Source organism: Streptomyces sp. NPDC001410 (genome assembly GCF_042895235.1).
Taxonomy (GTDB): Bacteria; Actinomycetota; Actinomycetes; order Streptomycetales; family Streptomycetaceae; genus Streptomyces.
This window is the reverse complement of the sequence record NZ_JBIAWE010000003.1, coordinates 392,062-410,092: the sequence shown is the minus strand read 5'-3', so window position 1 is coordinate 410,092 and position 18,031 is coordinate 392,062. Positions and strand designations below refer to the sequence as shown.

The following is an 18,031-nucleotide window of genomic DNA, read 5'->3' as shown; positions in this document are numbered from 1 at the left end:
CCGGCGCGGGTGCGTCGATGCCAGGAACGGGCAGGGCCGAACACGGTCTTCCTGCCGGGGTTCGGAAGCGGCACTTCCCCGGTCCGGAGCGTGCGACCGGGAGTGGTTATTCCTGGGCGAGTTGGTCCAGGAACTGGCCGACCAGGTGCAGGCCGGTGCGCAGGATCTGGATGTCGTCGGCGAAGCCGATGCGCACGGTGTGTTCGATGCCGAACGCGGCGCCGGGGGTGAACATGACGCCGGTCTGCTCCAGCAGGCGGGTGCAGAAGTCGTACGAGCCGATCGGGGCGTCGTAGCGCAGGAGTGCGGTGGTGCCCGAGGCGGGCCGGACATAGCTGATGTCGTCGCGGCCGGTGATCCACTCGTCGAGGACGGCGAGGTTGGTGCGGGTGATGTGCCGGGAGCGGGCCAGGATCGCGTCCTTGTTCTCCAGGGCGACGCAGGCGAGCAGGTCGTCTATGCGTCCGACGCTGATCGTGGTGTAGTCCCGGTGTGTGGCGACGTCGGCGAGCAGTCCGGTGGGGCCGACGATCCAGCCGAGGCGCAGGCCGGCCAGGGAGTAGGGCTTGGACATGCTGCCGGTGGAGATGCCGCGTTCGTACAGGTCCGCCATCGAGGTGGTGAATCCGTCGCCGGCCTGGTCCACGCCCCGGTAGACCTCGTCGCACAGCACCCACGCCCCGGCGCGGTCGGCGATTTCGGCGATGCGGGTCAGGCCGGCCTCGTCGATGAGGGCGCCGGTCGGGTTGTTGGGGTTGTTGACGGCGATGAGCTTGGTGTCCGGGGTGACCAGGCGGTCGAGTTCGGTGAGATCGGGCAGCCAGCCGGTCTCCTCGCGCAGCGGCAGGTGGTCGACGCGCGCGCCGTAGCCGTCCGGGATGGAGTAGTGCTGCTGGTAGGTGGGGACCACGGCCACGACGTGGTCGCCCGGCTCGACGAGGGTGGCGTGCACAAGGGCGTTGGCGCCGATCGCCCCGTGGGTGATCAGCACGTTGTCCGGGCCCTGGGCCGTGTACAGGCCGGCGACCAGACCGCGCAGGCGCTGGCTGCCCGGGATCGGCCCGTAGGTGAGCGGGGTGGCGCCCAGCTCGGCCAGTACGTCCTCGCGCCGGCCGGACAGTGCCAGCAACTCGCCGGTGGTGAGCGAACGGACGCAGGTCTCGGCCAGGTTGTACCGGCAGGTCTCCTCGTAGTCGTTCATCCAGCGCTCGACCTCGAACTCGCGGATCTTCATCAGGACCGTCCCTCGGTGGTCTCGTTGTCGTACTCGTAGGCGGCCCAGGCGACAGCCGCGTCCTCGATGCCCAGCCCCACGGACCGGAAGTACACCGGGCGCTGTCCGCTGGGAAGTTGGGCCTTGTCGGCGACCAGGTCGGCCAGGTCACCGCGTACCGCGTCGGGGTCCCATCCGGATCCGGCGGCCTGCACCAGCTCGGTGGCCACGCCGAGGGTGGTGCGCGCGTCCACGTACACCTCGATGTCGGGTACCGCCGCGGGCGGGATCTCGCGCGCTCCGGGAGCGTTGGTCGAGATCGAGGTGACGACGACGCCGGGGGCCAGGTTCCGGGGGTCGATCACGTCGTCGGCTGCCGAGGTGCACAGCATCACCAGGTCCGCGCCTGCCAGGGCCTGCCGGATGTCGGCGACGGCCTCGACGCCGTCGTCCACGTGTTCGGGACGCTGCGGTGCGTATGCGCGAACGGCCATGCCGGGACGGACGTGGCGCAGATAGCGGGCGTGCGCGCGGCCGATGCGGCCGTACCCGATGACGGCCGCGGTGCGGGCGTCCGGCGGAAGCAGGTGGTCGGCGGCGAGCACGGTCGTGGCCGCGGTGCGCTCCACGGTCAGATCCGAGGCGTCGAGCAGGGCGACCGGCTGCCCGGAGGACAGGCTCACCAGCATCGTCCAGGCGGTGACCACGGCTGGGCCGGCCTCCTGTGGCAGGTACGGGGAGACCTTGACCGCGTAGACCCCGGCGCCGGGCAACACGGCCGGGTAGTGGATGACGTCACCGCCGTCGGGCAGGTCGACGACGAACTGGCCGGGACCGGCCACCTCACTGTGGGAAAGATCCCCGAATGCCTCGCGCAGCGCGGCCAGCATGGCCCGCTCGGGCACATGGGGAGTGGTGATCACTCGCATGGTGAGCAATATATTGCTCACATCGGGGGTCAGGCAAGCCTGTTTGTGCACTATAGTGCTCACCATGAGCAGTGAGGTCGCCGTCGGCCGCAGCGCCACGCAGGAGTTCGTCGCCCGTATCGGCGGGCGCATCCGGGCGCTGCGCAAACAGCGTGGTTGGAGCGTGCAGCAGTTGGCCGAGGCCGGCGGGCTCAGCCGGCGGATGCTCACCGATATCGAGCTGGGTCAGGCCAACCCGAGCCTGGCCACCGTCGACCGCGTCGCACGCGCCCTGGACACCGACTTCGCCGCCCTGGCCCTGCCGGAGCGTGACACGGAGGACGAGCAGGTCGAGGGAACGCTCGTATGGCAGGACGCCGACGGCAGCCACGCGCTGCTCCTCGCGGCGACGCAGGACCCGCGGGCCGAACTGTGGCGCTGGACCCTGGCCCCCGGGGGCCACTACGACGCCGAACCCGACCGACCCGGCGCGCAGGAGATCCACCATGTCCTCGCCGGCCGCCTGACCCTGTCGCTGGAGACCGGACCTCACGTGGTGGCACCCGGGCAGAGTGCCGTCATCGCCAGCGACCAGGAGTACGCCTACCGCAACGACGGCACCGAACCGGTCGTCTTCATGCGGGTCGTCACCGGCGCCTGACCCCTACGACACGCTTCAGGACTCCGGCGTGGCCGCCAGCAGCGTGTCGAGCACCGACGCCAGGTAGCGCTCGCCCTCCTCACCGGCCGGAAGCGTCTCCGGCACCGCGTGCACCAGCTGGGTGTGGCCGAGGTAGCCGGTGTACGCCAGCAGCGCGCGGCGGCGCGCATCGTCCGAAGGGAAGCCCAACTCGACGAAGAGCTGCGCCAGGTAGCCGACCCGACGCTCCGTCACCCGGCGCAGTGCGGCGGCGACTCGCGGGTGCCCGGCGGAGGCGGGAAGCGAGACCTCCAGCGGGTCTTCGGCGGCGAGTTCGGACGCCTCCACGAAGAGTCTGCGCAGCCGCACGGCCGGATCCGGCTCGGACTCCAGCCCGGCGATGACACTCTCGGTGGACTTCTGCTCCCAGCGGTCGAGCGCGGCCTCGATCAGCGCCTCACGGTTGGCGAAGTGCCAGTAGAAACTGCCTTTGGTGGTGCCGAGGCGCGTTGCGAGCGGCTCGATGGCGACCGCCGCAAGACCGCCTTCGCCCATCGCCGAAAGGGCCGCGTCCGCCCAGTCCTGCGCGGTCAGTCTCTTCCGCCCGCCCGCGCGGGACCCCTCCGCATGTCGCTGCACCATGTCCATACGCTACCGTATGGTCGACAACATACGGCAGCGTATGGAGGCGCGTTATGCGCAGGTTCCGCACGATCCGCAATGTCCATGAGCGCACCATCGAGGCACCCGCCCAGACGGTCGGGCCCCTCCTCGATCGGCTTGCCTCGCCCCACGACCCGGTCTGGCCAGCGCCGGCCTGGCCCCCGATGCGCTTCGACCGCCCCCTGGGCGTCGGTGCGGACGGCGGCCACGGCTTCGTCCGCTACCGCGTCTGCGCGTACGAGCCCGGCCGCCGCGCCCGCTTCGACTTCAACCCGCCCATGAGCGGCCACCACGAGTTCGTCATCGAGCCGCTGGGGCAGGACCGCTGCCGCGTGCGGCACACCCTGGAGCTGCAACGCCGTGGCCCGATGGTGCTGGGCTGGGCCCTGGCGGTGCGCTGGATGCACGACACGGTGATCGAAGAACTCTTCGACAACATCGAGCGGTCCGTCACCGGGACGGTGCCCAACCCCGTCCGCTGGTCGCCGTGGGTCCGGCTGCTCCACCGGTTGATGTGGGAAAGGGCAACCGGCGGCCCGCTCCCGACCGGCGCCCGCCTGGTCCGTGCCGCCTTCGAGCAGACCGACTACACCGACGCCTGGCGCATGACGATGCGTCCGGGCATGCCGCGGGACCCCGAGCCCTGGCGGGCTGTCCTGCGCGGCGCCTCCTTCCCGGTGGTGGGCAGCGAGGGCGGCGAAGTGCTCCTGGGCGAGGACGCCGGACACCTCGACTTCCGCGCCTCGATCCACGTCGACGACCGTCAGGTCACGCTCAGTACGGTCGTCCGGATCCACAACTGGCGTGGCAGGCTGTACTGGGCGGCGGTCAAGCGCGTCCACCCCTTCATGGCCCGCATGATGCTCCGCCGCATCCACCGCCGACTCGCCCTGACGACTCCGAGCGCTGCCGAACGCGCGCTGCGGGAACCCGCTTCTCGGTGAGCTTGCGGCCGTTGGGACAGGCGGTGTCGGTCTAGATTGGCCGGCATGGGAGTGCCGGGACGGGGATATCGCTATGTCGGGCCCAGTGACCTGAAGGGTCTTGTCCGGCCGGGCGGAGAGGGCGCGAGCATCCGCGCGGCAGCAGACTTCGCCCTGTGGGTGTCGGCCCGCAGCGTGGCGGAGTTGGCTGAACCGTTCACCTTCGTGGTCGATCCCGAGGGCATGCTCCGACTGGCCCCACGCCGCAGCGAGCATGTGGTCTGCGCGGGTGGAGGGACAGTGCTGAGCGCTGGTGAGATGAGTTTCCGCGAGGAGTCCGGGCGGTGGGTGGTCGACGAGGTCAGCAACCTGTCGACCGGATACTGCCCGGACGTCGGCTCGTGGTCGGCCGTTGCCGCTGCCCTTGGCCGAGCCGGCCTTCCTCACCCCGGCGGATTCACCCACGGGGTCGTGTTCCGTCGCTGCGTGTCATGTCAGCAGGTCAACATCGTGCGTGAGGACGACTTCGCCTGCGTCTTCTGCGATGAGAGCCTGCCGTTCGGCTGGAACGTCGATCAGCGCTTGCCGGGGCGGGGCTGATTGAGCGCGGCGGGGCCATCAGGGTGGTCCCAGGCCGTGTCGGGCGGCCGGGATGAGCCCGGTTGGCCATGCTGGGCGGGGTGTGCACCCCCTTCCCGGCGACAAGGAGCACGGTTATGCCGACGGACTCGGTCGAACGATTCCTGGCGGCCCTGGACCCGGAGCACCGGGAGTCCGTCGGCGCCGAACCGCGAGCGGAGCAGGAGCGGCTCGCGGCGGCCTGGGAACGGGAGCTGGAGTCGGACGACGAGCTCGACACCCTCGACGAACTCTCCCCGCCGGCCGCGGAAGCCGAGGCGGCCCGCCGCGTCCTGGAACGCGAAACCGACTGACTCCGTCGGGCGGTTCTTCTGACTGTCGGCGCCCGGCCAGGGCTCGTCCGGACATGACACGAGCTTCTCGCCCGGTCAGGGCCCCATGTGCACATAGGGGGCCCACAGCCATGGGCTGCGTGGATAGCGTTCGCGCAGGTCGCGGGTCACTCGGTGTATCGCCTCGGCCGGCGGGACTCCCTCCGCCAGGAGGCCGTACACGGTCGTGGTGAACTCGGTGGCGTCGCCGTCGGCGACCTCCCACAAGGTGGCTATCACATGGGTGAAGCCCGCCAGCTGGAAGGACGAGGCGACATGCTGGGCTTCGTCGGCAAGGTGGTGGGAGCCGGCAGCGGATCCGCACGAAGCGAGGAAGACCAGCTCGGCGTCGAGGGAGAGCGCCGTGATGTCCGGCAGCGACAGTGAACCGTCCTGCAGCACGAGCTTGTTGGCGGTCCTGCCGAGAATGTCGGCCTGCGTGTGGCAGGCGAAGTGGGCCCAGGAGTGCTGCGTGAGCTCGCGGAGCACAGCCTGCTTCGTTGCGGCATCGCCGGTCAGGACGGTGGTCCGGGGAAACAGCTCCGCCAGTCCCTGTGCGTCCCCGGCGGCGTGTCGCAGTGGTGCTGCTCCGGGCGCTTCTGGCGTGGCGACCACCAGCAGGCGCGGATCACGGTCGGCGCGGGAGCGGCTGGAGCTGTCGTGCGCGGCGGTCTTCGGGCGCAGTGCGTTGAGGGTTGTCGTGTACGACGACATGACGTAGTCGGCGATTCCCTCTGGGGCATCGCCGGTGTACCGCCCGGCCGCGTGCAGGGGCAGGAAGCTCAGGATGCCGGTTGGGCACCACCACAGCTGTGGCAGGTGGTCGACGCCGCGTTCGAGACCCAAGTGGCGGACGACTGGTTCGGCGATCGCCTCCCACAGCCAGGCGAGTGTGTCGAGGACGACGGTGCCTGCCTCCCAGCGGTGCTCCGCAGGCTCGTGCGGGTCGTGCAGCGCGCGGACCGCCGAGCTGAAGGCCATGAAGCGGTCCGACACGGACCTCAGGTCGGCCCGGGGCAACGGCACACATCTCGCCGTGTCCTCGGCGAGGACGATCGCGTCGCTGCGCAGGGTCGCGAGGTTGACGACCACCACGGGGCCGGCCCCGGTCAGTGCGCCGAGGTCAGGTACTCCCGGCCGCAGAAAGGTCTCGAAGCCGGGCAGGCCACGGATGTTGTCGCGTACGCGCTCCCAGGAGCGGACCGTCAGCCGGTGCTCGTCCCTGGTGGGACCGGGCGCGTGGGTCGAGGCACGGTCGGTGTTCGCGCCGAGGGAGGTCATGGCCTCGCTGAGCCGGGTGAACTCATCGGCCATTTCCGGTGCTTGGCGACGCAGGTCCGTCAGGTCGCGACGCGTCTCGGTGAGCTGTCCGAGCAGGATGCCCCGCCCGCGTTCGAGCAGGTCCAATGCCCTCTCGGAATCGCCCAGCTGCAGGGCGCAGGCCGCGGCCTGTGAGGCGAGCAGGAACTCGTCGGCGAGCAGCAGCTCGCGGTCGGAGCGTGCGAGCCGGTGCCCGACCAGGAGCGGCAAGAGGTCCACCGCGGCTTCGTAGTGTGCGGCCGCGGCTTCCCAGTCGCCGACACCGGCGGCCAGGCCACCAGCCGTCTTGGCAGCCTCGATGCGATCTGGGAGAGAGAAGTGGGGAGTTCGGTAGACCTTGCGTCTCAGTTCGAGCACGTCCGCGGCCGACTGCTCCGTGTCGTCGTCGCGTCGGGCCAGGACGTGGGACAGCACCAGCAGCGCTCGCACGTGCCGTACGTCGTCCGGGCTCGTGACGGCCATGGCTTCGCGCGTCGCGGCTTCGGCCTCGTCCAGGTGCGACGCATCCGTGTCGTACCGGTGGACGTCGAGCAGAGCGTTGGCCAGGTTGGTGCCCCAGACCGGCCGGTCCGGGTGGTCGGCAGGGCCTGTCCGGATCGCCTCACGCAGCAGTTCGACGGCTTCGCGGGCGTCCTGCGCCGATGTACGGTCCCGCGCGCGGCCCAGTAGCACCACGGCCAGGTAGGACAGCGAAACGGAGCGCTCCGGACTGCCCGGGGCGCGCAGTGCCAGGGACTTCCGGCAGAGGTCGACGATCGCGTCGAGTTCGCGCTCGTGCGCGGCGAAGGGCTGGGCGAAGAGGTCCGTGAAGATGCGGGGACTGCTCTCTCGGGCCCGGCGGGCCATGTCCATGAAGGGGGCGAACTGACGGGTGTGGTGCAGTCTCGCTTCCGCCAGCCTCGCCATGGCCTGCGGTGTCGTACGCCAGGCCTCGGGACCCGATGCCGCCTCTCCGAGTACGTCGATGGCCTCCAGCAGCGCCGAGCTGTCCCGGGACACCTCGTAGAGGGAGACCAGGCAGACACCCAACTCCAGCAGGGACTGAGCCCGGTCGAAGGAACCTTCCCGGGCGAACCTTACGGCGGCGCGGCAGACGGGAACCAGCTCGTCGAGGAGCCTTCTGTCCTGCGTGCTGTCGTAGGCGGCGGTGAGGGCACCCGCACATCTGCCGAGGAGCAGGCCGCGCTCGTCTTCGTCCAGCGTGGGGTCTTCCAGGTAGCTTCGGGCCAGCCTGAGGGACTCGTCCAGCGCTGCTTCTTCCCGGGTGAGTTGGAACTGGACGCGGTAGGAGTCGATGAGGTTGGACTTCGCGCGGCGCACCTCGGCGTGGTCGGCGGGGAGTTCGGCCACGACCGATTCGAGGAGACGTCTGCCCTCCGCCACGGCCTGCCGGTCCTTGCCCAGTTCGCCTCGCAGAGTCAGCGAGTGGCCCAACTCGACGCGCACAGGAATCTGTTGAGGGTGTCGAGCATTCAAGTGCTCGGCCGCCGTCCGCAGCACGGTCACCGCGTTGTCGGCGTCGGAGTGGTCGCCGGTGACTGTGGCCGACTCCTGGTGGGACAGTCCGGCGTTCATCAGCTGCGCCGCGTAGGCCGGATCGGCCGGATCCAACGCTTGTGCGGCCGCCTGGTTCAGGCGCGCCGACTCTCGCAGGGCCTCCACGTCGCGCAGCAGGAGCGCCTTCACCCGCAGCACATTGCCGAGACAGGACAGCGTTCCGGCTTCCTCCGGGGCCGCCTGACGGGCACGGCGCGCCCACAGTTCGGCCGCCGCGATGTCCTGCCGCGCGCTTTCGCCGGCCCTGGCGTCGACGTCCTCTCTCCGCCCTACGTGCGCACGCGACTTGAGGGCGTTGGCGAGACTGACCATCCGGCTCACGGCATCCGGACCCGACCCGGCCGAACCGGAGAGCGCAGCCTCCAGAACCTCCACCGCCTCGTCCAGCGCGTCGGCCTCGCCCGTGGCAGCGTGCGTCATCCGCAGACACATACCGAGGTCCGCCTGGTACGCGCGACGCTGAACGTCGCTCACCTCGGGGTGCGCGACGAGACGGCGCAGCACGAGGGCTCGTACGCGGAGCAGGACGGGCTCGCCCTGGGCGACGTGCAGCGGTACGACGGTGGTGAGGGTGTCGAGGACGCGACGCGAGCGGGGGTCGGCCGAGGCGTATTCGTCGGGCACACGCTCGATGTGAGCGCCGGCCTGTTGGAGCCACTCGGCGGACGGGGTGCGCAGGTGGCCCTCGATGAGAGCTGCGGCCAGTCGGAGCCGGACCTGTACCCGTGTCTCCTGGTCCGTGGCCTTCTCCTGGACACGGTCCCATGCCGCCACGGCCAGGGAGAGCAGCCGCGGATCGGGGCCCGTGGGGCCGGCCGCACCGTCGCGGTAGGCGTTCAGCAGGTTTGCCCCCAACGGGCCGAGCAGCGGTACGGCCTGTTCGTCGGGGACCGACGCGAGGGAGTCGATCGTGCGCGAGGCCCAGCCGACGGCCTCTTCCAGCGAGCCGGGATCATCGCCTCTCGCATCGCGCTGCAGAAGGACTTCCACCAGGTTGATCTGCAGTATCTCCGGCAGGGCGCCGATCTCCCGCAGCATGCCGATGCCGCGTCGGAGCAGACCGATGGCCTCGCTCAACTGCGCCGGATCGCCGGTGGTTCGGTAGGTGGCGGCGCGGTCGGCTGCCTCGTTGCCGAGTTGCAGGGCTTCTTCGAGCCGTCGAGGTGTGGCGGCCTCCCGCGCGAGTACGGCGCCGATCGCGTCCGGCACCGCGTCCGGCATCCGCGCCCACAGGGGCCGGAAGAGCTCCAGGGCGTGCTGGAAGTCCCTTCCGTCGTACGTCTGTTGGGCCAGGCAGCGGGACCAGTGGAACCAGCCCAGGGTGTGGGCGGCCTCGTCGCTCCAGGCCGTGTGCAGGGACTCGGCGAGGAGCCTGGCCGCCGTGTCGGCCTCGGGTCCGAGCACCTCCTGCGGATCGGCGGTGGACGCGAAACGTCCGAGCCGTGCCTGCAGAGTGGTGAGTGAAGAGTTCCTCATCTGCTCCGTCGCTCCCCCGCGGTGGCTGTTCGGCGTGTGGCGCCCGTACCATCATGCAGCGACGCTGACGCGTCTTCTCCATCAGGGACAAGGGGCAGCATGGAACGTCGGGGGGATGTCGCGGCTTGGTGTGAGGCCCTCCCTCTCCTGCGTCGGCTCGCCGCGGCGCAGGGCCGCGCGGACGAGGTCGCGGAGCTGGTGCACCGGATGCGGACGGATACCGGCATAGTGGCGCAACTCGACGAACTGGGCCGGGAGTTCGGGATTCCGGCCGTCGGTGCCAGGTCGGTGGTCGGGGTGCCCGGGGTGGCTCCGGGGGTGCCGGTCGACGGGCTGTTCGTCTGTCCCGCAGGGCGGTGCGACCGGGACTGGGTACGGGCGCCGGGTGTGGCGACGCCCGAATGCCACCTGTTCGGGGAGCCGTTGGCGCGGGCGACGTCGGAGCGGCGCGCTCGGTGAACTCCTTCCTCAACGAGCTCGCCAAGCAGCTGGCCGGCAAGTGGGTCTCCCTCCTCGTCGTGCCCGGGGCCCTCTTCGTCGCCTCCGTTGTGGTGGGCTGGCGGATGCACTTCGGGTCGTGGCCCGGTAGCGAACACTTCGTGGCGGCGCTTCAGCGGGGCAGGGCCTCGGGTGGTCAACTCGCCGCCGCCGCTCTGGGCGCCGTACTGTTGTCTACCTGGGCGGGGCTGCTGGCACAGGGCGCGGGGAGGGCCGTTCACCGGCTGTGGCTCGGACAGTGGCCCGGACGTACCGGCGAGGCACTGGCCGATCGGCGCCGTCGCCGCTGGGCTCGCGCCCAGGAGCGCTATGAACAGGCGTACCGCCAGGGGCAGTCGGACGAGACCCTGGCCGAGTTGGCGTACCGGCGCAATCGCATCGCGCTGGCACCTCCGACGAGGCCGACGCACATGGGTGACAGCATCGCGGCGCTGAGCACCCGCGTCGGGATCGAGTACGGTCTCGACCTCGAACACGGCTGGCCGCGACTGTGGTTGGTGCTGCCCGAGGAGGCCCGGGCGGTATTGGACGAGAGCAGGGATGCGGTCAACAGGTCGGCCGCGGTGGCTGGTTGGGGTGTTCTGTACATCCTCGCCGGAGCGGTCTGGTGGCCCCTCGGGCCGGCAGGGCTGGGAGCGCTCCTCACGGCCGTTGTCCGAGGCCGGTCGGCCGTCACGAACCTGGCCCAGCTGATGGAGTCGGCGGTCGACCTCCATGGAGCGAGCCTCGCCACCTCGCTCGGCATCCCCGTCCCGGACGGGCGCGTCACACCGGAGATCGGGCGCGAGGTGACTCGGGTGGTGCGCAAGGGAGCGTGACAGGCGGGGGACGACAAGCCCTGCCGCCGGGGAAGCCCCGTGCGAACACCGGCCGACGACGGCGGTTGGCATCGGGCCCGTGATGCACGCACGCTCGTTGTGTGGGTACTCGCGAGGTTGTCCTCCTCGTCTTCGGGCACGTCGGCGGCGGCGGTCCGGGGCGGAGAGCCAGTTCTGGGACGTGATTACGATGGGTTACTCGCACCGAGGCCGCACGGGGCACCGGGGCCACACGGGGCGCGCTGCAGTGGGCACGCTCCTGACCTGCGATGATCTCCACATCAAGATCAGCTGTTGGCGATGGGGGATCCGGCGACTGCAAGAGGCCGCCGCGTCACACGCCGTGACCGACCAGGCGATCGTCATGGCGCCGGTCGGTGGCCGAGCCGCGGTCCCATGGCAGGGCAAGCTCGCGGTGGCGTGAGCAGCAGGAGGGCGGTGTCAGGTGCGTACCGTGGGAGTGGAGGAGGAACTCCTTCTGGTCGACCCCGACAGCGGGGAGCCGAGGGCGGTGTCGGCCGCAGTCCTCGCCCATGCCGCCCAGGACGATCCCGGACAGGGCGTCTTCGAGAAGGAGCTGTTCGGGCAGATGCTGGAGTTCGCCACGCAGCCGCAGTCGGAGATGGTGGACCTCGGCGCCGAGCTCGTGAGCTGCCGCAAGGAGGCGGCACGGCACGCCGGCGAGATCGGATGCGCGGTCGCCGCGCTCGCCACCTCCCCGCTGCCGGTCAACCCGTCGCTGACTGTGAACGAGCGCTACCAGTGGATGGCCGAGCGGTACGGGATCGGTACCCGGGGCCATCTGACCTGCGGCTGTCATGTGCATGTATCGGTGGAGTCCGACGAGGAGGGGGTCGCCGTTCTCGACCGGATCCGGCCCTGGCTGCCCGTGCTCTGTGCGATCAGTGCCAACTCTCCTTACTGGCAGGGCCTCGACACCGGCTACGACAGCTACCGCACCCAGGTCTGGGGGCGCTGGCCGTCGGCCGGACCGGCCGAGCTGTTCGGGTCCGCCGAGCGGTACCACCGGCTGGTGGCGGACATGGTGGCCACCGGCGTCATCCTGGACGAGGCGATGGCGTACTTCGACGCCCGTCTGTGCGCGCACTTTCCGACGGTGGAGATCCGGGTGGCGGATGTGTGCCTGTGCGCGGACACCGCCGTGCTCGTCGCCACACTGGTCCGGGCCTTGGTCGAGACTGCCGCGCACGACTGGCGGGCGGGCAGGCCACCGCTCGATCACGGCGTCAGCCTGCTACGGCTGGCCGCCTGGCGGGCCGCCCGGTCGGGCCTCGGGCAGGATCTGCTCGATCCCGCGACCATGCGGCCACGCCCCGCCGCGGATGTACTGCGCCTGCTGCTGGAACACACCAGGGATGCGCTGATCGACAGCGGCGACGCGGCCCGCGCCGAAAAGGCCGTCGCCGAGCTGCTGAGCCGGGGGAACGGCGCGCGCGAACAGCGGGTGCTCATGCAACGCACGGGCAGCCTTCGGGGCGTCGTCACCGAGTGCGTACAGCGCACCCTGGCGTGAGCGACCAGCCACGCGTCGCTGCGCGGCTGATGGGCGCACAGCGAGGTGGATATCGCCTAACAATGTGGGCATATGCCACTTACAGGGCATCCTGCTGCAGGGATTCCGCCCGTTCCCGGGTGCAGGGAGGAGGCGTGCGTTGCCGTGGACGCTGAAGAGCGGGCACCGAATCATCACGCGATGGGCACAGGCCGACAACCTCGGCTCGTCGTGGAGATACGGCCCGAGGCCCGGACGGACACGGTTGTACTGGTCATGACCGGAGAGGTGGACCACGACTCGGCAGGGCCCCTGAAGGCGGCCCTGGAAGAGGGAAGCGGAGCACGGCGGATCATCGCCGACTGCTCCGGGCTGCAGTTCTGCGACTCGACCGGGCTGAACGTCCTGCTCAAGGCCCGGCTGCGCATGCTGAACCACGGAGGACGCCTGGATCTCGCCGGACTGCGCCCGCCAGTGGACCGCATGTTCGAGATCACCGGCGCTCACAACGTCTTCCGGGTGTTCCAGGACGTCGAGACGGCACTCATGGACGGCGAGGCAGGCACGTGACGCGCGGCGGTCGGAGCCGACGGAGGGATCATGACGACGACGGGCACCGACCATGAGCAGGTCAGACGACTCGCCCTGCGCGGCACAAGCGGGGCGGTGACCCGCTGCCGTGACTTCACCGCGGCGGCGTTGACCGACTGGGGCTGGCTGCCTGTCGCCACTCCGGAGGCACGCGAACAGGTCGAGGATGTGCTGCTGTTGGTGTCGGAGGTGGTCACCAACGCGTGTCTGCACGCCGGGGGCCCGGAGGAACTGGTCCTCCGGCACGCCGGCGAACGGCTGCGCATCGAGGTGTCCGACGCAAGCCCCGAGCATCCGCATGCCAAGGCTCCGCGTTCGCCCGCGCTTCCCGGTGGGCACGGCCTGATGATCTTCGATCGGCTGGCCCGCACGTGGGGATCCGAGGCCAAGCCGGATCACGCCCGCGGCAAGGTCGTATGGGTGGAGGTCACCCGCCCGCCCGAGCGGAAGCCCCTTCGGGCGCGGTCGGCTCGTCGTCGACCAAGCCCGCTCTGAGTTCGCCGAGAATCCGCTTGAGCAGACGCGAGATGTGCATCTGCGACAGTCCGAGACGCTCACCGATCTCCGCCTGAGTGAGTTCCTCGCCGAAGCGCAACGACAGCACGAGGCGATCCCGTTCGCCCAGTCGCGCGATCAGCGGCTTCAGCGACTCGAAGTCCTCGACGAGTTCGTACGACGGCTCCGATGTGGCCAGATGGCGCGTCACGAGACGCAGCGCATCGGCGTCGTCGTCCTCGACCGGCGCGTCGAGGGAGCGGGCGGCATAGCCGTTGGCAGCGCGTTCACCCTCGGCCACGCACTCCTCGGTGACATGCATCTGGGCGGCGAGTTCGCCGCGACTGGGCCGGTGCCCGAGGTGCTGCTCCAGGCGGTCGGCGGACTTCGCCATCTCGATCCGCAGTTCCTGGAGCCGTCGCGGAACCCGCACGGCCCAGGTCGTGTCACGGAAGAACCGCTTCATCTCGCCGACGATCGTCGGCAGGGCGAACGCCGAGAACTCGACGTCGCGGTCGGCATCGAAACGGTTGATCGCCTTGATCAGACCGATCGTGCCGACCTGGATGATGTCCTCCGCGTCCGCGTGGTCTCTGAACCGCCGGGCGGCGAACCTGACGAGACTGAGATTCAGTTCGACCAGGGTGTTGCGCACGTAGGAGTACTCGGGCGTGCCCTCGTCCAGTTCACGCAGGCGGAGGAAGAGGGCCGCGGAGAGGGACCGCGCGTCATCCGTCGAGACCTCGGTCGGCCGCGTGATCTCGGGCAGTCCGGCAAGGGCCGCGTGGCGCATCGCGGCGCTCGCGTCATGGGCGGAGGTCGCAGAGGTCTGGACGGTGGACATGAGGCTCCTTCGACGGTGGCGGTGGGCCTGCGCCGCGGTGAACGCGGTGGGGTCCGTCGGTCGAGCGTCCTGTAGCCATTCTTCCCCTATGGGATGGTTTAACGCGGTATATGCCGGAAAGGCGCAGCGCGTGGCCAGGACCACGGAGCAGCCGACCGGCGACCGCTCGTTGCGCTACGAACTCCCGGCGGAACCCGGAGTGGTCGCCCATTGCCGCGCCCTCACACAGCGGGCGCTGCTCAGATGGTTCGGATCCGCCGGCGGGCCCGGCAGGAAAGCCGCCGACGACGCCGTGCTGCTGGTGTCGGAGGTGGTCACGAACGCGTGCACGCACGGGGGTGCTCCGTCCGCGCTGCACCTCACGGCAACCGATCGGGCACTGTGGGTGCAGATCAGCGACACCAGCCCGGCGGCTCCTCATCCGCACGGCCGGCACAGTGCCTCTCACACCTCGGGGCACGGCCTGTATCTCGTCCAGCGGCTCGCGGCGCGCTGGGGGTGCGTACCCGGCTCTCACGGTGGCAAGACCGTCTGGTTCGAGGTGGACATCGTCCCGGAAGCCGCTGCTCCGGACCGGTCCTAGAGTGGAAACGCGGTGCGTGGCCACTCCGGAGTCAGGGCTGTCGGCCCACGCGTCGCCCGCTCGTACGAGGTGCTCTCATGGCTAAGCGCAGAGCAGCGCGCCTCGGCGCGGCCCCGGCCGCCGCCGGCTCGGATGAGGACGGCCTGCGTCGACTGCTCGCCGGACTCACCGCGGTACGGGACGGAGATCTCTCCGTCCAGCTCCCCGAGGACGCCGCCGGAACCCTCGGCGACATCGCCGTGGTCTACAACGACATGGTCGACCGGCTCTCCCTGCTCACGTCCGAGGTCACTCGGGTCGCCGGACAGGTGGGCGACGAAGGGGTGCTCGGCAGCCGCGTGCACGAACCGCGGACGAGCGGGGCCTGGCAGGAGCTCACCACCGGCGTCAACGCGATGGCGGACAACCTCACTCTGCAGGTGCGTTCCATCGCTCATGTGGCGACCGCCGTCGCCCGCGGCGATCTCACGCAGAAGATCCGGGTGGACGCACGCGGCGAGATCCTGGAGCTCAAGGAGACGATCAACACCATGGTCGACCGGCTGTCGTCGTTCGCGGAGGAGGTCACCCGTGTGGCGCGTGAGGTCGGTACGGACGGCAAGCTGGGCGGTCAGGCCACGGTCCGCGGGGTGTCCGGGACCTGGAAGGACCTCACCGACAACGTCAACTTCATGGCCGACAACCTGACCAACCAGGTTCGTAACATCGCCCAGGTCACCACCTCCGTCGCACAGGGCGACCTGACCAGCCGCATCGACGTCGCCGCACGCGGCGAGATCCTCGAACTCAAGACCACGATCAACACCATGGTGGACCGGCTGTCCTCGTTCGCCGCCGAGGTGACGCGCGTGGCACGCGAAGTGGGAACGGAGGGGAAGCTCGGCGGGCAGGCCACGGTCCACGGAGTGTCCGGGACCTGGAAGGACCTCACCGACAACGTCAACGAACTCGCCGGCAACCTGACCCGGCAGGTCCGGGCCATCGCGGAGGTCACGAGTGCCGTGGCCGAGGGGGATCTCACCCGCTCCATCACCGCCGACGCACCCGGCGAGGTGGGCGAACTGCGCGACAACATCAACGCCATGGTGGAGTCGCTGCGCGCGACGACCCGGGCCAACCAGGAGCAGGACTGGCTGCAGACGAATCTGGCCCGGGTCACCGGACTGCTCCAGGGCACCCGCAGCGTGCCCGAGATAGCCCAGCTGATCATGACGGAAGTGCCGCCGCTGGTCTCGGCCCAGTACGGCGCCTTCTTCGTCGTCGAAGAGGGCGAGCACGGCCCCGAGCTGGTCATGGCGGCCGGGTACGGGCTCGCCGAACCGCCCGAGTCCGGCACGCCACGCCGGTTCCGCGTCGGCCAGGGCCTCGTGGGCCAGGCCGCCCGCGACAGACGGGCCCTCCTCGTCGACACGGTGCCCCCGGGATACGTCACCATCTCCTCCGCCGTCGGATCGGCGGAGCCCACGGCACTCATCGTGCTGCCCATCGTGGTCGAGGACCTGGTGCTCGGCGCCGTCGAACTCGCCGCCCTCCACAGCTTCACCGCCCTGCACCGCGACTTCCTCGGCCGGTTCGTCGTGAGCGCCGGAGCCGTGCTCAGCTCGCTGGTGGCCAATCTGCGCACCGACGCGCTGCTCGCCCAGTCGAGGAATCTCGCCGACGAACTCGGTTCCAAGACGGAGGAGTTGCAGGCCCGGCAGCAGGAGCTCCAGCGGTCCAACGCGGAACTGCAGGAGCAGGCCGCCCTGCTCGCCGAACGCAACAAGGACATCGAGTCGAAGAACCGGGTCATCGAGCAGGCCCGGCAGGAACTGGAGGAACGCGCCCAGCAGTTGTCCCGTACCTCACGGTACAAGTCCGAGTTCCTGGCCAACATGAGTCACGAACTGCGGACACCGCTGAACAGTCTGCTCACCCTGGCCCGTCTCCTCGCCCAGAACCCCGAGGGCAACCTGACGAAGAAACAGGTCAACTACGCGGAGGTCATTCACTCGGCCGGTTCCGATCTGCTCCAGCTGATCAACGACATCCTGGATCTGTCCAAGGTGGAAGCGGGCAAGATGGACGTCCGGCACGAGCCCTTCCTCCTGTCGCATCTTCTGGAGCACCTGACGGCGGCGTTCGGTCCCGTGGCGAGCGAACGCGGGCTCGACTTCACCGTCTTTGTGGCGCGGGAGGTGCCCGAGTCCCTCACCACCGACGAGGCGCGGCTGCGTCAGGTGCTGGGCAACCTGCTCTCCAACGCGCTGAAGTTCACCGACGAAGGAAGCGTCACGCTGAGCGTCGAACCCGCCGACGCCGCCGAGACGCCCACCGATCTGCACGGTGCCGCACCGGTACTCGCCTTCCGCGTCACCGACACCGGAATCGGCATCGCCACCGAACGCCTCCGGCACATCTTCGAGGCCTTCCAGCAGGGCGACGGCACCACTGCGCGCCGCTACGGCGGCACCGGACTCGGTCTCTCCATCAGCCGGGAGGTCGCCACGCTCATCGGCGGCGCCATCGGGGTCGAGAGCACACAGGGACGCGGCAGCCGCTTCACGTTGTACCTCCCCGTGCACACGGAGCCACCCGCACCGGCCGCGCCTGCCACGGGCGAGGACGCCCGGCCCCGGGGGCACACGCTCCCGGAGCCCTCCGCTCCTGACGTCTGCGCGGCGGAGTCCGCCGCGGCCGTGCTGGTCGTGGACGACGACCAGCGCAACGTCTTCGCTCTCACGGAGGTTCTGAAGACCCATGGGCTGCGGGTCGTGACCGCCGACGGCGGACGCCGGGCCATAGAACTGCTGACCGAACGCGACGACATCGAGCTCGTGCTGATGGACGTCATGATGGCCGGGATGGACGGGTACGAGGCGATCGAGCAGATCCGCAGGCTCCCGGACCGCGCGAACCTCCCGATCATCGTGGTCACCGCGAAGGCGATGCCCGGCGATCGTGCCAGCGCCCTGGCGGCCGGCGCCGACGGCTACCTGGCCAAGCCCATCGACGAGACGGAGCTGCTCACCATGATCCATCACCGGCTGGCGAAGTGAC

The 18,031-nt window shown here is 70.1% G+C and carries 16 protein-coding genes; 11 read left to right on the top strand and 5 right to left on the bottom strand.

Features of this window, described 5'->3' with window-relative positions; translation table 11 throughout:
• Nucleotides 1–106: 106 nt before the first annotated feature.
• Together ACFY3C_RS08470 and ACFY3C_RS08465 are read right to left on the bottom strand one after the other, a co-directional pair.
• On the bottom strand, nucleotides 107–1,234 hold the full coding sequence (locus ACFY3C_RS08470) for an aminotransferase (protein ID WP_390770220.1): 1,128 nt from the start codon (nucleotides 1,232–1,234) through the stop codon (nucleotides 107–109).
• The gene (locus tag ACFY3C_RS08465) at nucleotides 1,234–2,142 is read right to left on the bottom strand and encodes an ornithine cyclodeaminase family protein (RefSeq protein ID WP_390770219.1); all 909 of its coding nucleotides are present in this window, start codon (nucleotides 2,140–2,142) and stop codon (nucleotides 1,234–1,236) included. The genes ACFY3C_RS08470 and ACFY3C_RS08465 overlap by 1 nt, the downstream gene beginning before the upstream one ends.
• 64 nt (nucleotides 2,143–2,206) lie before the next feature.
• Between ACFY3C_RS08465 and ACFY3C_RS08460 the strand changes: the two genes are divergently transcribed.
• Nucleotides 2,207–2,782, top strand: a complete 576-nt coding sequence (locus ACFY3C_RS08460) for a helix-turn-helix domain-containing protein (protein WP_390770218.1) — start codon at nucleotides 2,207–2,209, stop codon at nucleotides 2,780–2,782.
• A gap of 15 nt (nucleotides 2,783–2,797) precedes the next feature.
• Here the strand turns inward: ACFY3C_RS08460 and ACFY3C_RS08455 are convergent, their stop codons facing one another.
• Nucleotides 2,798–3,409 (bottom strand): TetR/AcrR family transcriptional regulator, encoded by a 612-nt coding sequence (locus ACFY3C_RS08455; RefSeq protein ID WP_390770217.1) that lies wholly within the window; start codon nucleotides 3,407–3,409, stop codon nucleotides 2,798–2,800.
• A 47-nt stretch (nucleotides 3,410–3,456) separates the two neighbouring features.
• On the opposite strand from ACFY3C_RS08455, the gene ACFY3C_RS08450 reads away from it, so the two are divergent.
• The 3 genes from ACFY3C_RS08450 (at nucleotide 3,457) to ACFY3C_RS08440 (ending at nucleotide 5,279) form a co-directional block, all read left to right on the top strand.
• Nucleotides 3,457–4,368 carry a DUF2867 domain-containing protein gene (locus ACFY3C_RS08450; protein WP_390770216.1) on the top strand — a complete coding sequence of 304 codons (912 nt, stop codon included), beginning with the start codon at nucleotides 3,457–3,459 and terminating at the stop codon, nucleotides 4,366–4,368.
• 45 nt (nucleotides 4,369–4,413) lie between these two features.
• Nucleotides 4,414–4,947 (top strand): hypothetical protein, encoded by a 534-nt coding sequence (locus ACFY3C_RS08445; protein WP_386577409.1) that lies wholly within the window; start codon nucleotides 4,414–4,416, stop codon nucleotides 4,945–4,947.
• A 116-nt stretch (nucleotides 4,948–5,063) separates the two neighbouring features.
• Nucleotides 5,064–5,279 (top strand): hypothetical protein, encoded by a 216-nt coding sequence (locus ACFY3C_RS08440; RefSeq protein WP_390770215.1) that lies wholly within the window; start codon nucleotides 5,064–5,066, stop codon nucleotides 5,277–5,279.
• Nucleotides 5,280–5,354: 75 nt separating this feature from the next.
• Here the strand turns inward: ACFY3C_RS08440 and ACFY3C_RS08435 are convergent, their stop codons facing one another.
• A complete protein-coding gene (locus ACFY3C_RS08435) occupies nucleotides 5,355–9,650 on the bottom strand; it encodes a CHAT domain-containing protein (RefSeq protein ID WP_390770214.1) in 4,296 nt (1,431 codons plus the stop codon).
• A 99-nt stretch (nucleotides 9,651–9,749) separates the two neighbouring features.
• Between ACFY3C_RS08435 and ACFY3C_RS08430 the strand changes: the two genes are divergently transcribed.
• The 5 genes from ACFY3C_RS08430 (at nucleotide 9,750) to ACFY3C_RS08410 (ending at nucleotide 13,565) form a co-directional block, all read left to right on the top strand.
• Complete coding sequence (locus ACFY3C_RS08430; protein ID WP_390770213.1) at nucleotides 9,750–10,109, top strand: hypothetical protein; 360 nt, start codon at nucleotides 9,750–9,752, stop codon at nucleotides 10,107–10,109.
• Nucleotides 10,106–10,966 (top strand): hypothetical protein, encoded by an 861-nt coding sequence (locus tag ACFY3C_RS08425; RefSeq protein WP_390770212.1) that lies wholly within the window; start codon nucleotides 10,106–10,108, stop codon nucleotides 10,964–10,966. The genes ACFY3C_RS08430 and ACFY3C_RS08425 overlap by 4 nt, the downstream gene beginning before the upstream one ends.
• A gap of 445 nt (nucleotides 10,967–11,411) precedes the next feature.
• Complete coding sequence (locus ACFY3C_RS08420) at nucleotides 11,412–12,500, top strand: glutamate--cysteine ligase (protein WP_390770211.1); 1,089 nt, start codon at nucleotides 11,412–11,414, stop codon at nucleotides 12,498–12,500.
• A gap of 180 nt (nucleotides 12,501–12,680) precedes the next feature.
• A complete protein-coding gene (locus ACFY3C_RS08415) occupies nucleotides 12,681–13,049 on the top strand; it encodes an STAS domain-containing protein (protein ID WP_386577415.1) in 369 nt (122 codons plus the stop codon).
• 30 nt (nucleotides 13,050–13,079) lie between these two features.
• A complete protein-coding gene (locus ACFY3C_RS08410) occupies nucleotides 13,080–13,565 on the top strand; it encodes an ATP-binding protein (RefSeq protein ID WP_390770210.1) in 486 nt (161 codons plus the stop codon).
• On the opposite strand, the gene ACFY3C_RS08405 is transcribed toward ACFY3C_RS08410, so the two are convergent.
• Nucleotides 13,498–14,409 carry a SigB/SigF/SigG family RNA polymerase sigma factor gene (locus ACFY3C_RS08405; protein ID WP_386577468.1) on the bottom strand — a complete coding sequence of 304 codons (912 nt, stop codon included), beginning with the start codon at nucleotides 14,407–14,409 and terminating at the stop codon, nucleotides 13,498–13,500. The genes ACFY3C_RS08410 and ACFY3C_RS08405 overlap by 68 nt on opposite strands.
• Nucleotides 14,410–14,539: 130 nt before the next feature.
• Between ACFY3C_RS08405 and ACFY3C_RS08400 the strand changes: the two genes are divergently transcribed.
• Nucleotides 14,540–14,992, top strand: a complete 453-nt coding sequence (locus ACFY3C_RS08400; RefSeq protein WP_390770209.1) for an ATP-binding protein — start codon at nucleotides 14,540–14,542, stop codon at nucleotides 14,990–14,992.
• Nucleotides 14,993–15,069: 77 nt separating this feature from the next.
• Nucleotides 15,070–18,030: a HAMP domain-containing protein gene (locus ACFY3C_RS08395; RefSeq protein ID WP_390770208.1), complete on the top strand. Its 2,961-nt coding sequence runs from the start codon at nucleotides 15,070–15,072 to the stop codon at nucleotides 18,028–18,030.
• The last annotated feature ends 1 nt before the right edge of the window (nucleotide 18,031 follow it).